Origin of the sequence: Rhizobium sp. GR12 (assembly GCF_036596185.1) — a bacterium.
Lineage (GTDB): Bacteria > Pseudomonadota > Alphaproteobacteria > Rhizobiales > Rhizobiaceae > Agrobacterium > Agrobacterium nepotum.
This window is the reverse complement of sequence record NZ_JASXTH010000004.1, coordinates 347,699-361,367: the sequence shown is the minus strand read 5'-3', so window position 1 is coordinate 361,367 and position 13,669 is coordinate 347,699. Positions and strand designations below refer to the sequence as shown.

13 protein-coding genes are annotated in these 13,669 nt (G+C 57.4%); 5 read left to right on the top strand and 8 right to left on the bottom strand.

Annotation, left to right across the window (positions count from 1 at the left end; all coding sequences use genetic code 11):
* Window positions 1–15: 15 nt before the first annotated feature.
* The 5 genes from QSK43_RS09450 to QSK43_RS09430 form a co-directional block, all read right to left on the bottom strand.
* Window positions 16–1,278: a hypothetical protein gene (locus tag QSK43_RS09450; protein WP_332303254.1), complete on the bottom strand. Its 1,263-nt coding sequence runs from the start codon at window positions 1,276–1,278 to the stop codon at window positions 16–18.
* A gap of 86 nt (window positions 1,279–1,364) precedes the next feature.
* Window positions 1,365–2,354 carry a DUF6531 domain-containing protein gene (locus QSK43_RS09445; RefSeq protein ID WP_332303253.1) on the bottom strand — a complete coding sequence of 330 codons (990 nt, stop codon included), beginning with the start codon at window positions 2,352–2,354 and terminating at the stop codon, window positions 1,365–1,367.
* Between the two features lie 20 nt (window positions 2,355–2,374).
* Window positions 2,375–2,749, bottom strand: coding sequence for a hypothetical protein (locus QSK43_RS09440; protein ID WP_332303252.1), 375 nt, complete (start codon window positions 2,747–2,749; stop codon window positions 2,375–2,377).
* Entirely contained in the window at window positions 2,742–3,248 is a 507-nt protein-coding gene (locus QSK43_RS09435) for a hypothetical protein (protein WP_332303251.1), read from the bottom strand. Before QSK43_RS09435 ends, QSK43_RS09440 begins: the two co-directional genes overlap by 8 nt.
* A complete protein-coding gene (locus QSK43_RS09430) occupies window positions 3,245–3,712 on the bottom strand; it encodes a PAAR-like domain-containing protein (RefSeq protein ID WP_332303250.1) in 468 nt (155 codons plus the stop codon). The genes QSK43_RS09435 and QSK43_RS09430 overlap by 4 nt, the downstream gene beginning before the upstream one ends.
* 597 nt (window positions 3,713–4,309) lie before the next feature.
* Here QSK43_RS09430 and QSK43_RS09425 point away from each other — a divergent pair.
* The 3 genes from QSK43_RS09425 (at window position 4,310) to QSK43_RS09415 (ending at window position 6,420) form a co-directional block, all read left to right on the top strand.
* Window positions 4,310–4,630 carry a hypothetical protein gene (locus QSK43_RS09425; RefSeq protein WP_332303249.1) on the top strand — a complete coding sequence of 107 codons (321 nt, stop codon included), beginning with the start codon at window positions 4,310–4,312 and terminating at the stop codon, window positions 4,628–4,630.
* A gap of 264 nt (window positions 4,631–4,894) precedes the next feature.
* Window positions 4,895–5,278 carry an ester cyclase gene (locus QSK43_RS09420; RefSeq protein WP_332303248.1) on the top strand — a complete coding sequence of 128 codons (384 nt, stop codon included), beginning with the start codon at window positions 4,895–4,897 and terminating at the stop codon, window positions 5,276–5,278.
* Window positions 5,279–5,706: 428 nt separating this feature from the next.
* Complete coding sequence (locus tag QSK43_RS09415) at window positions 5,707–6,420, top strand: DNA helicase (protein WP_332303247.1); 714 nt, start codon at window positions 5,707–5,709, stop codon at window positions 6,418–6,420.
* A 106-nt stretch (window positions 6,421–6,526) separates the two neighbouring features.
* On the opposite strand, the gene QSK43_RS09410 is transcribed toward QSK43_RS09415, so the two are convergent.
* Window positions 6,527–6,871, bottom strand: a complete 345-nt coding sequence (locus QSK43_RS09410) for an HNH endonuclease signature motif containing protein (protein WP_332303246.1) — start codon at window positions 6,869–6,871, stop codon at window positions 6,527–6,529.
* Window positions 6,872–7,114: 243 nt separating this feature from the next.
* On the opposite strand from QSK43_RS09410, the gene QSK43_RS27165 reads away from it, so the two are divergent.
* Both QSK43_RS27165 and QSK43_RS09405 read left to right on the top strand, forming a co-directional pair.
* Window positions 7,115–7,354: an FAD-dependent oxidoreductase gene (locus QSK43_RS27165; protein WP_442967820.1), complete on the top strand. Its 240-nt coding sequence runs from the start codon at window positions 7,115–7,117 to the stop codon at window positions 7,352–7,354.
* Window positions 7,355–7,851: 497 nt separating this feature from the next.
* The gene (locus QSK43_RS09405) at window positions 7,852–8,436 is read left to right on the top strand and encodes a hypothetical protein (protein ID WP_332303245.1); all 585 of its coding nucleotides are present in this window, start codon (window positions 7,852–7,854) and stop codon (window positions 8,434–8,436) included.
* Between the two features lie 744 nt (window positions 8,437–9,180).
* Here QSK43_RS09405 and QSK43_RS09400 read toward each other — a convergent pair.
* Window positions 9,181–10,098, bottom strand: a complete 918-nt coding sequence (locus tag QSK43_RS09400) for an MBL fold metallo-hydrolase (protein WP_332303244.1) — start codon at window positions 10,096–10,098, stop codon at window positions 9,181–9,183.
* 774 nt (window positions 10,099–10,872) lie between these two features.
* Window positions 10,873–13,482, bottom strand: a complete 2,610-nt coding sequence (locus tag QSK43_RS09395; RefSeq protein ID WP_332303243.1) for a PAS domain-containing sensor histidine kinase — start codon at window positions 13,480–13,482, stop codon at window positions 10,873–10,875.
* Window positions 13,483–13,669: the final 187 nt, after the last annotated feature.

Here is a 13,669-nt window from a genome sequence, read left to right as displayed (position 1 = left end):
GGCGGACGAGCTGGCCTAGGGGATCATGGACTCGATAGCGAAACCATCAGGCGCCATGCGGCGGACGGGCTGCCCCAATCGATCCCGTATGACATTCAAAACAGGAAGTTCGCCGAGAGATACGCCAGTCAGGGCGCCAAGCGGGTCGTAATCATAGGTGATCACCTGATCGCCTATACGGCGTTTTACCCGATTGCCACAACAATCGTACTCGCTTTCGATGCGGGTCCCGCTTGTCGTTTCCGAAATCGCTTGGCCGGCTGCATCATATTCCAGTGAGATCGTGACATGGGCGTTGCTTGCGAGGTTCAATCTTCCGACATCGTCATAAGCAAATGTCTCGCGCTGCAGTACTTCGGTTTCCCCGGGCAAAAAGGCAGAACGGCTGACAATGCTTCCCGACGGGTCCCATTCATAGGCGACGACTCTGCCATCCGGCTGCTTCGCCTCGACCACCCTGTCCGCTCTGTCGAGCACGTAGTCGGTTGTTCGCCCGCTAAAATCAGTTTCCTGAACGATACGTCCGCCAACGTCGCGAACAAAGGTCCATTCCCGTCCGGCCTCATTGACCACCTTCGTCAGATTGAGTTCGTCGTCGTAGTGGAATCCAATGCGCCCGCCCATGGGGGTGACAGACAGGACAAGATTGCCAAGTCCGTCATATTCGTAGCGGCTTCTGCGCCCCTCTCCATCCGCCGTTTCCAGAAGGCGCCCGTTCTCTGAGGTGTGGTTGCTGAAGACAGCGCCATCCGGTCGGATAATACGCGTTGGGCGAAAAAAATTATGCCCTGACTGGTCCTCGTATTCACAAATGGTCGAAGCGCCGTTTGCTTCAGTCATCCGGATGACGCGACCAAAGACGTCTCGTTCGAAGCGCGTGCGCGCATTGCGGAAGTCCAGCATTTCGGTGAGCCAGTTGTGGCCATCATAGGCGTTCTGCGCAATCAATCCGTCATGCCGAATGACGCCGGTTGGCAGCCCGGCCGCATTGTTGCGGATTTCAGAGATATGCCCAGTCGGGCTTTTGACAAGGCTAAGTGCGCCAAAATCGTCATAGTGGAAGTCCCATGCTTTTCCAGCATTGTCTATGACGAGTTCCATATCGCCTTCGGGCGTCCAGCCATAATAGGTCGAGCGACCGTTGGGATCGCGAATGCTTTTCACATTTCCGGCCGCGTCATAGGCGTAACGGGTCTCGTTGCCTTCTCCGTCGATCTCGGCTGCAATCCGTCCTTCATCGTCCGTTACAAAGCGTTTATCATGGCCGAGCGCGTTCACTTCGCGAACGATCGCGCCATTTTCGTCATAATGAAACCGGATAGCGCGGCTCCTGTCCGAGCCGGGCAGGTAGGTCGTGACCCTGTTTACCTCGTCATATTGGAAGTCGCAGATACGCCCTGGTTACTGACCGTTCGCGTGCGCCTTCCCTTTTCGTCATGCTCGAACTTCGCGTGATAATGGCCGTTGCGGATGACTTCGGAAAGCATGCCGCGGTCGTCATAGGCAAATTCATGACGTTCGCCATAGGGGCATTCCGCCAGCACCATCCGCTGCTTGTCATCATAGCGATAGCGCATGACCGTCTTGCGGCTGCCATCAACACCTTCAAGTTCAGCCAGCGTGCGCAAGCTGCCGGTGTAGGAAAACAGTACTTTCAGGCCTTCGGGAGTCGTGACCGACACAAGGTTGTCGGCGGCATCCCGCGCGAACTGGAGCGTATTCCCGTGCCGGTCCTTGATTTGCGCGATACGCCAGATACTGTCCCTGCCCTTGGCAAAATGGGTTTCCAGCGCATCTTCTTTGAGGATCAGTACGCGGCCGTGGCCCTGCATCAGACTGGTATTGCGGACCGTATCGCCCTCTTCCCATCCATCGGGAATAGGCGTCGGCGCCTTGAAATTGACAACGAAACCGTCTTCGTCGAGCAGGGTGAAACCCTTCGCCCCGTTCCTGCTTATGGTCGCATCGATATCGCTCAGTCGGCCGCGGCCGAGCGGGCCGCTGGCCTCGACATCGCCGTACCAGGTGCTGGTGATCGCAAGCTTAAGCAAACCGGGAATGGAAAAATCGGGATCGTAATGGACCGGAATACCCGTCGGCATAAAAGCCGGATTGCCGGCGAGGCGGCACTCTTTGCGCTCCCGTCTTTTGCGCCTGCGTCCCCGCACGCGTTCCTGTGCTCGGGTACGATTCCCCCCCAGCCGGCCACGCGGCCTTCGCCAACGGCCGAAAATTCGCCTCCCTCGCCTGCCCAGCCACCCGCCGGGACCGCCAAGCAAGTCCTGCGGGCCTACCTCTAGAATATCCCACCCGGAGGCCCGTGCGAGGAAATCATCGGACTGGCCGCGCGCCATATGAAGGCGCTGCGGTCCCGTCATGTTGTCGAGAGACCCATGCATGCTGCCATTGGTCTCGATGAAATCCTCGAAGGATTCCGCGTAGGAGTGGTTTTCCAGCGCGTTGAGTTCCGTCGCCGCGATATAGGCGTCGGCCTGCAGGTTGGTCCCGTATTCGATTGCTCCTCGTTTGGACGGTTGCTACCCACCTCCCGGTTCAGGGCGCTCAGCTCCTCATCGATCTCGCGCAGTTCCTGCTTGCGGTCATCGATCATCTGCTGGCGAAGTGCCTCGGCATCCTGTTGAGGTGCGCCCGATCCTACGACCACACGCCCATCGGCATTGGCAGGCGTCTGGGCGACATGCGGCTGTCCGCCATTGCGCTGGTGAACGTCTTCGCCTTCCTCAGCCAACAGTCCTCTCCCCTGCAGAAAGGTAACGGTCGCGCCATGGCGCAGAATTCAGGTCGAAATATTCGGAGAATTCGTAGCCAAGTGCCTCTTGGCCGGGATCGAAAAGCATGAAGCTGTCCCTTGCCGCATCCGCTTGTTCAAGCCATTCGTCGGAACCAAGTATCACTCCATCATGGATGTCCAGATGATAGACCTCGGTCATGAACCCGTGGAAAACGGCGCCGTCGAACCGCAAACTAAGGCTCGCGGGCAGAACCTCCTGTGACCGAAGTCGCAGACCGGTAAAAACGCCGGACAGCGCCTCGCTAGAAAGCACCGCTTCGTCGTGGAGCAGAACCTCGCCGACATCGTTGAAGATGACCCACTGACAACCGTTGCAGACGAGCTCCACCTCGCCGCCATTCGCCGAGAACAGCAGATGAAAAATGCTGCCGTAGATGTGCTTTGACTGAACGACAGGCTTGCCGACCAAATCTTGCAGACCATCCTGAAATGTCATTTCCCAAACTTTTCTATAATGATTTGCTTGATTTCCTGATAGCCGAGACCCTGCCCGCCGATGATGCGGTGAAGTTGTTGGCGCTCGTCCTTGCTCAGGCCATATATCTTCACCAGCGAATCGATCTGCTTGTTCTGCGCCTGATTGTTGCCCGGCGTTCCGCCGCTGCCTGCCAGGAGGATCGGCACCTTTTCTTCGCCGATGGTACGATGGGGTTCGGTGCCTCCCGGTCCAGGCCTGTTGATCCAGGCCGGATCGGAATCGCGCACGACTGCCCAGCCTTCTGAAAAGACCGTTTTCGAACCCTTCTTGGCCAGCGCATGAGACTTGTAGCCGCTGACCTTGACGCCCTTTCCGACGCCAGGCTCGTGCCCCGTCACGACCAGTGCGCGAGAATTCAACTGAAAATCCTGCTTGCCGTTATTTCGAACCGTCCGGGAATCGAGTTTGTCGCCGTTCAACATCGCAACATCGCTTCTTGCACGGTGGACACTTCACAGAGGTCGATAAGGCGCTCCACTGTCATATCCGCCGGCGTGGCCGCGGCTTCCCCGAAGCTCAAAAATGCGGCAAAGGAGCTGATTGTCGATACCTTGAGGCACCGACGCCGGAACGTCCACGCTCCGTTTTTCATATCGTCACTCCGTTTTGATCTCACCGCCATTTTGTCGCGGTAGACAACCCCACGTCAATCGATCCCCCGAGAGTAGCAGACTGATCGACGTTTGCTTTCCGGCAATCTCCGCATCGATAATCTCATTCTGCACAAACGGAACGCAACCACCAGATTTCTGCACTCGGCCATCGACTCGACCATCGACCATCGACCATCGACCATCGACCATTCGAAAAAACAAGGCAGCACGATGCAGTCCTCATATTTTACTTCTAAAACGTTCATCAACACTATGGTAAAACAAGAATAATTCAGTTAAATAGCTCGCCTCAGTATCCACGCCGGTGATGCATCGGCGTCACAGCCTGGCGTCAACTTCGGGCCCCGCAGCTCGCCTCGTCGGACTTCCATTGACCCCCGTCAGCCGACCCGGCAACCTCAGGCCATGACCCTGACAAACAGTTTCATCGCCGAACTCGTGCGCGACGCCAACAGGCTCGATCACCTCGACGATTACCAGAAACGGCGTATGCTGGAGCGGGCAGTCACAACAATCCGCGACATGCGCGAAACAATCGGCATTCCATCCGGTCCCGGCCGTGACAGTGTCGTCGACATCCACACCGTCGCCCTGTCGATCGAACGCGGATGGCGCAGCGATGAGGACGTGCGAAACGCTCTGCTGGAGGCAGCCGGCATGATCCGGGATCTGCATATCATCCTCGACAGCAAGACCGAAATCAGCATCGCCGAGCCTGCCGGCTGACGCCCAGTGCCATCTTTCAACCGTCAATGGCACTTCATACCGGCAACATTCGGCCTTCTGATTTTAGGATTTCATTAACCATGCGGGACCACCCTCCTCTCACAGCAACGATGGAGCTGGCGCCGATCATGATGCCGCTCAGCCTTAACCCCTATGAGTTTCCCGCCCTTCCCAAAGAGGCATTCAAGGGACTGCCGGGAACGCTCGCCGACTCCCTGCCGGACAAGTTCGGTAACGCCCTGATCCATCGACACGGAGGAATACATGGCGACACTCAAGGACATCTACCTTGATTACCTCGACTGCCTCAACCGACAGGCCTTCGATGAACTCGCCACCTTCGTCGACGACAATATCGAACACAATGGCCGCCCGTTCGGCCTGTCGGGCTATCGCGACATGCTGGCCAGGGACTTTGCCGCCATTCCCGACCTGCGGTTTGACGCACAGATCCTTGTCAGTGACTGGACCCGGATTGCCGCCCGGCTGTTGTTCGACTGCTCCCCGAAATCAACCTTCATGGGACTTCCGGTCAATGGCAGGCGCGTTCAGTTCTACGAACATGTTTTCTACGAATTCAAACAGACAAAAATCCGCACGGTCTGGTCCGTCATCGACAAGGCCGGGATCGAACGCCAGCTCGGCTGACAATGTGGCCAGCAGCATTTGCCGCCCCGGAGCCGACGCCAGCGCGGCACGCAAGACTGCCACGCGCGAGGCATGCCCTCGCAACCACCAAGATCTCAGTGAAAATCAACACCCCGGGGCCTTGGTAGAATGCATTGAGGCAGTTGAAGAGTTGCGCTTCATGTTTGCTGGCAATTCAGCACATTTGCGAGGCCAATAGACGTCCGCTTTTGGCGGCGCGAAGCGGAAGACTGCAGTTGGCCCATTGCGGTCACGAGCCCTTGCCACGAATCGCGCAACTTACTAAATTTCATGCACAGGCTAGACCCGAGGCTCCCCCCTCCTTTCGGGGAAGCATCTCACATGTAGGGTGACTACATCTCTTCGAACCATCTGTTCGAGCATCGCATTAGGAGGGGTTGCGGTGTGGCTCGCAATGGAGGTTTTTGATGAAGCTTTCTGCACCAATATTCCAGCTCAAACGTCGGGCCAAGCTGATGGCTCGCAGTAACAGCGTGCCCCTGAACGAGGCACTAGACCAGATCGCACGCGAAGAGGGGTTTGGGAAATGGAGCCTGCTTTCCGCAAGCATGTCTTCTGGCCCGCTATCCGAAACAGTCCTGTCGCGGCTTGGCGACGGCGACATGCTAATACTTGCGGGCCGACCCGGCCACGGCAAGACCAAGCTGGGTCTTCAGCTTCTAATCGACGCCGCTCGCGATGGCCGCAAGGCCTTGCTGTTTACCTTAGAGTTTACCGAGCAACAGGCAAGGAAGCATCTCAAATCATTAGAGACACCGGGAGGCAACATAGCGGACGCCGTGCAGATTTTTACATCTGATCAGATCAGCGCAGAATATATCATCCAACACATGTCTGGATTAGAATCCGGCGCAATCGCGGTCATTGATTACTTGCAACTGCTAGACCAGCAGCGGAGCAAACCGGTGCTTTCCGAACAACTGCAAACTCTGGGAGAGTTCGCACAACGCACTGGCGTTGCCCTCGGTTTTATTTCCCAGATAGACAGGTCATTTGAAACGGACGGCAAACGGCTTCCTGACATTGGAGACGTTCGCTTACCAAACTTCGTCGATCTGGGTCTCTTTTCCAAAGCATGCTTCCTCCACAATGGAGAGGCCCAGCTACAAGACGTTGCATGACTGCCTGCCGCGACCTCGATTGTCGCGGCTCTTCTCTCATGACCGCTGATGGCGCGTTCCCGCCACGGCAGCATTCGCTTCCAGCCGGAACTTTCGCCTGTTACAGTTAGCGGCCTCGACGGAATGACTGCCGTGATTCCTTTGCAGAATCCGAAAAGCCCGGAGGCTTGTTTCTCACCCAAGTGACGAATGTCCGCACCGCAGGGTCTTCCATGATGGTTTCGATCGTGGAAAACTTCTTGGCGAGTTGGGCATCGGTAAAGATCGAATGGATCTGGTCGTGGCAGATACGGTGCAGGCAGACGATTTTCTTTCCACCCTTACTCTTGGGAACGAGATGATGCTCATCTCTCTGATCCTCCGGGATGACGCGCTCGCACATCGGACAGAACACCGGCTCTGGCGCAGGCTCGTCCCATGAAGCTAGCTCATCTCTGTTCTTGCGGGCCAACGCTCGATCTTTCCTGCTGTAGACCCCGGATGCTGTTCCCGAGGATAGGTGCTGGTTTCGACACGTGCACGCCAGTAGCACGAAACCATCAGAACCGTATGGCTTCTTTGGGCGCATCAGCGTCATGACGGCGTCTGGCCCATTGCGGACATAGCGCCGATCTCCACGACGCTTGTATCACAATGAAGAATTTGATTGGCTACGATATGCTGCTGGTAAAGCTATGGCAGCAATCTTGTTTGGCTGACGCGGAAACGTGTTGGATCACTCGTCGGGGTTACCATGGTTCACTTCGCAAGGGTTTTGATCGTCGGTGGCGGCGCGAGCGGCCTAGCCTGCGCACTCAGTTGCGCTCGTCTCGGAGTAGCCGTCAGGATAGTTGAGAAGAGAGTTTCAAGGACATCTGTGCAGAAGGCGACCGGGGTCGCTCAAGGCGTCTGGCACCAATTGGCGATGTTGCGGCACGTGACGACAAAACTGTAGAGGTTGAGACTTCTCCGAATGCGCGTCCTGTGGTAGAAAAAAGACAGCGCTCCGAGAACGTGACGCCTCACTGGCAGATCCTCCGGCAAGGCAGTTGAACCGACTTGAGGAACTGGGCAGAAGCGCGAAGCGGAGCGCAATTGAGACGAGCAAAAACGATAAGATGAACCGAAGAAGCCTGCCTCACATGTGCCACGAGAAGTTGGCGGAGAAGTTGAGGCGTAATAGCGATATATGATTCCGGCAGCTTTTGCGGTGGCCCTACTTTTCGTCGAGGTATTCGTGTGAGGCGCAGCGCTGGATATCGCCTGGGTCCATCTACAGCAATGATATCAGGTAATCGCCAGCCACGAGCCGTTCTGATTAGCGAATAGAGCCGGGTTAGCTTATCTTTTTCATTTGGAACGCACGAGAGCTCTCAATTGCAGACGAACGACCCTCCTTCCTACAGCTTTAGCACGCAAGTCCCGAGGCCATATCAAAGCCCGAGATTCACGATGGTCACGACGGCCTACGTCATCGACGCCAAAGGCCTTTCGGTGCGGCGAGGACACTCCATTAGCCTCATCCCGTGGACTTCTTTTCGGTTCCTGCACGTTCACGTAACGAGTGGCGTCGGCACCACAGGATTTCCAGTCTACAGCGCGCGTTTGCGGACGCTCTTCGCATCGAAGGAGATATCCTCGCTGGATTGGCAGGGAGAGACACGCGTCGATCGATCCGCCGACTACGTCAGGTTCATGGAAGAACTGATTCCGTTTGCAGTCGCCCGTAACCCGCGTCTTCGCCTCCGATACGGCGGCGACCCTATGCTGGAGGCGGCAACCCCAGGGATTTTCGCCCTGTTCGTTGCACCAGTCTTGTTAATCCCCTTTTTGATATTCAAGCCGCTCGGTGCTCTTCTTTCTGGCTTAAAATTTGGTGGCTTGAAAAAGTCGCTTTTCAAACCCGTGACTGCGGCAATCGTCGCGGGTTTGGGTGTAGTGCTGAACATGCTTCCATGGTCCACCGGCAAGCAGTTCAAGGCCGACGATCTGCCCATCGCAGAACTTCCGCCGAAATATCGGCAAGGTGGCATCTGAAGCCAGGTCTTGTAGGGAGAAACGCGTGCGCTTTTTAATCACTTTATCAATTGCCTTGGCATCGACCAACGGGGCCGCCGTTGCTTGCCCTCTCGATGACGTCGTGAAACTTTGCGTGGGGAGTGGCGCAAGCGCAAGTGAGCTAGAAAGCGGAGTTAAGGAGGGTGATTGGACTGTCGAAGTTCTTTCTCCTCCGTCGGAATCTCTCCCGACAACCGGGAGTGCCGTCTACACCATGCCGAGCGGACGGCAGTTCATCATACGCTATCGAGACTACCAAGATTTTTCCTACTCGACCTGTGAATTTGACTTCGTGATGGCCCTCGGAAAGGGGGGTGAAAAAGGGATGATCTGTACGACCGAGGAGTTTCTGGCTTTCGAGACGGCTCTATCCCAAGACTCCGAAAATACGGTTACAAAGGAGATTAGGACCGGTGGAACTGCCTCCTCGTAGAACGGCCGAATAATACTTGGATGACGGTGATCCTCGCCACTACCATGGGGCCGCAGAAGCCAATCAATGTGTGGGTCGAAACTTCCTCGGTCAAAAGGTGACGCGTTGATGTCTGGAAGCCAAGAATGAGCGCCCGATTAACAATCGCTAGCAGGATTGCAGGCACAGCAAGGGCGGTATTGCAAAAGGCGTGCCGGCACATTGATCCTTGCCGACACTACAAAAGTCGCACACGATCGGGTAACGGCCAATCGCATGCGCTACTTTTCTGCATTCAGGTCAACGAACGATCAATAGTCCCAGAACACCGGGACCCAGCGGAAGGCGTCGCCGTCGACCGCGACATGGCCGACAGAAGGAAACGGCATATGGGTGGCGACCAGCAATTCTCCCGTCGCCGCAAGCTCTCGCAGAAGCCGAACACGGACGCGAGCGGCCTCTTCGGGATCGTGCTCGAAGCCGTTGAACCAGTCAGGATGCTCGAACCCGACGGCGAACACGGCGTCGCCCGCAAACATCAGACGGTCCTTGCCCGAGGCGACACGCACCACACTGTGCCCCGGCGTATGGCCGCCTGTTCTGGAAACGACGACACCCGGTGCAACCTGATATTCATCGTCGAACAGTCGCAGATGGTCATGATATTCCGTGGCGAAACGCTTGGCAGTAGCGCGGAGCGCGTCCGGGAAGCCGGGAGGCATGTTGACATGCGAAAAATCGGGCGCCTCCCAAAATTTGACCTCCGCGGCGGCGACGTGAATCCTGAGATCCGGCCGCAGCCGTTCTTTCACACCCTCCACGAGCAGGCCGCCAACGTGGTCCATATGCATGTGCGTGAGCACGACGTCGGTCACCGACCCAAGATCAATGCCAGCGCTCTCCAGCCGCTTGATCAGTTGCCCGGCCCGCGGCAGGTTCAATTCAGGATCCAGCCCGAGACCGGCATCGATGAGGATCACCTTTCCCGCACTGCGCACCACGACCGCATTCAACGCCCAGTCAAAAGCCTCTTGGGGCAGGAACATGTTGTCCAGCCAAACAGCGCGTTCCGCCGCCTCCACATTGTGTCCCAACATCTTCGTGGGAAGCGGCAGCACGCCGTCGCTGATGACGAGCACTTCGATATCGCCGATCTTCACCGCATAGCGTGACGGAACCAGTTCTTCGGGTGCCTGCCTGGTGGCGTGGATGGTTTTATCAGGGTTCATCTTTGTCTCTCCTGCTGACCCGTCGTGCGGGGATTTGCCTGTGTGCGCGTCATGATGCGCTCCTGTTCTGTCGGCTGGAACGTGAGGGGCACGGACCATGCGTCGCAGTGTATTGAGATGCATTTTGACCGTCGATTGAGCTGAGGGATGGGGAGAACTAACCCTCGGCACAGGATTGACTGTCCCGTCCGTTTACACGATCGGTTATTGAGCTAGCACGATCCCGGCGTTTCGCTGATCAGCCCCGAAACACACCGTCAATGGTCATCAAGACAAGCGATCTCACCTTGTGTCATCGCTTCCCATGGGGTGCTTCGCGCCGACCACGTCAGTGACGAAGGCGATCGGGTCCGGAGAGGCTGCAGCAAGTGTTGGCGTGGGTTAAGTCTCCCGGTTGCCGAGGGCGTCGTGCAGGGTAGCCAGCAGGGTATAGCCGTCGAAAGTTTATTGAAAAAAGCCGCCAATGCCTGAGGTCTTGTCCCGATCGGAGATTTCGTTCCGCCCAGTGATCAGGAATACCGGTGATGCCGGATTTACTCGCCGGGCAAGTTCGCGGAGCTCGAAGCCACCCGCAACTGGCATTCTGATATCGGTTATCCAGACAGCCACGGCCTGAAGCCCAAAGGTAATCAGCGCCTCCCCCGAAAGATACTGCGAGTTTCGTATCCCGCCGAGTCCAGCAATTCCATTAACGGTCCAAGCACCGCCGGGTCGTCGTCCACGATCGCTATCACAGGCGTGGCCATATTACCCTCCTTGGAAATAGTCAGCAGATCATGGCGCCCGTGCTACATCAAGCGGCAGAGTGAACACAAATTTGGCGCCGCGCGGTTCGTTCTTTTCTGCCCATAATTGCCCATCATGCGCTTCGACGATCGACCGGCAGATGGCAAGGCCCATGCCCATGCCCTGATCCTTCGTGGTGAAAAAGGGTTCGAAGATCCGGTCGGGGAACTGGACGCCCCTCCCCCGGTCCCGGACCTCAACCCGCACCATGTCGCCCTCCCGCAAGGCGCGGATCTTGAGCACGCGGTCATTCGAAACGGAAGCCATGGCATCCATGCCGTTGCGCATAAGATTGACCAATACCTGCTGGATCTGGACGCGGTCGAACGGGACGACCTGCAGACCGCTTTGCCCTTCGATATCGACCCTGATGCGTCGCCGGCCCGCCTCTTCCGCAAGCAGCTCGCGTGCCTGCCTGACAACGGCGCCGAGCTCGGTGCTGTCGCGCTTGTCCGTCGATTGTCGAAAGAGGGCGCGAATGCGGCCCACCACATCGGCTGCGGAATTGGCGCTGCGGACGATACGCTCCAACGTTTTCTGCGCGCGTTCGATGTTTGGCGGATCGGCGGCAAGCCAGCGCTGACACGCGCTGGAGTAATTCATCACAGCCGAAAGGGGCTGGTTCACCTCATGCGCGATGGACGCCGACAATTCCGCGAGGCTGGCGTCCTGACTGGAGCGCGCCAGGTTTTCCTTGGCTTTGCTCAGTTCCTCCTGCGCCTGCACCTGATCCTCTATGTCAAGACAGATGCCGTTCCACTGCGCAATCTCGCCGTCACCGTTGCGCATGGCCGAGGCGCGCGTCTCAACCCAACGATAGACGCCATCGAAGCGTCGCAGCCGGTGTCTCAGCAGATAGGGCTCACCGGTCGCTAGCGAATGGGCATAGCGTTCTTTCACGAGCATTAGGTCATCGGGATGGATGACTGCATCGAGCGTGCCATCCAGTCGGGATTTTTCCAAACCATCCGTATCTTCAAGGTTGAATCCGAGATACTGGCGCAGGCGCTGGCTTCTGTAGATCGGCTTCCCGTCCGGCAACGCGCAGTAGACCAGCGCGGGAAGCGTTTCGACGAGCTGCTGAAGGTGTTGTTCGCTCTCGCGCAGTGCTTCTTGCGCGGTTACGAGGTCGTGAATATCGGAACTGACACCATACCAGTGGATGATCTTGCCAGCCTCATCGCGCAGCGGTTCCGCACGCGTCTCGGTCCAGTGATAGCTGCCGCCTGCGCGGAGCTGGCGATATCGCTGAAGATAGGGAATACCTGCTTCGATGGAACGCAGGAAGGCTTCACGCGCCGCCGCCCTGTCGTCCGGATGAACGACGCCAAGGGACGGTGATCCGTTTGGCGCGGTAATGTCTTCAAGCGTTGCACCAGTCACCTCGACGAACTGTCGGTTGACATAAGCCGGTGTTCCGTCGGAGCTCGTGCTCCAGATGAGCGCCGGCACGGTGTTGACGAGGTGGCGCAATTGCCGTTCACGTTCGCGAAGGGCCGCTTCCGTTTTCTTGTACGCGTCGATATCCAGGGCCGTTCCATACCACCCCATGATCCGCCCCTGCTCGTCACGCGTCGGGCGCGCCGCAGCCCGGTGCCAGACATAGGTCTCGTTCCTGCCCCTGATCCTGTATTCACAGTTCCAGTGCTCACCTGTCCTGAGACAACGGCGGAACGTTTCTGCTGCCCTGTCGCTGTCCTCGGGATGTAGATCCAGTTGCCAACCCTGTTTACCGCCGTCGAGAAATGGCTTTCCATCCAAGAGAGCGTTGAGCTCATCAAGCGTCCTCGCGACCGAGTTTTGCCAGGCTGGTGTAGCATAGATAAATTGCCCGATCGCATCGATGGCCCAGGCATCGCCGTAGAGTTTCTCTATGGCGAGGGCGGCCTGCACCGCATTACGCGCCTCGCGGAAAGAGCTTGTCTCTTCCCAGGGATCGCCCTGCCACGTCAGTTCCGCATCAATATTGATGGCAACCGGATCTTGCGGATCGAGCCGGAATTCAACCCGCCGGTAGTTGCCATCGGCCTGAAGCTGGCGGTAGCTGCCAACCTGTGGGATGCCGTGAAAGAAGGCTCTCGCGGCGGCTTGCTCGACAGCCGTCCGGTCATGAGGATGGATCTTTTCCATCGAACGGGTAATGTCCTGCTGCGGAGCAACGGCGGCCGGGTCATCGTGATTGTCTTGCGGTGACGGCAAAGCGATGTCGATCACAGTGCCGTACCATCCCAAAATCATCCCGTTCCGGTCGCGCACGGGCTGACCGGTGCTGCGCGCCCAGCCATAAACGCCCGTTGCACGCAACATCCGGTGCTCAACATTGTAGTGTTGGCCCGTCTGGAGGCACCGGCGCCATAAGATGGCAGCCAAGTCGTATTCTTCCGGATGAATGACCCGCTTCCAGCCGAAGTCACTTTCATCCGATCGTGAGTTGAGACTTTCAAGGCTGATGCCGAAGAATGCCAGCGCCGCCGGCGTCACATAAATAAAATTGCCTTCGGCGTCGGCCGCCCAGGCATTGCCTATAATGCGCTCAACAACCTTTGCTGCCTCCACGGCATCGATAGCGGGCGCCCTTACCAAGCCTTCACCTCCCATTCTCGACTCTCCTGCGAACCTCGGCATGCCTCAACCGATTCCCCTGTTTTAGATCGCCGTGATGCACTTTGAGCACAAACGCAGCAGAGCTACCGGGTGCGATGATATACCGGAGGTAGGTCCAAGAACACCTGTTCCGAAGGATAGGGACAAGATTTGGAGCGCATTCACCACAGCGGCAGCTGCC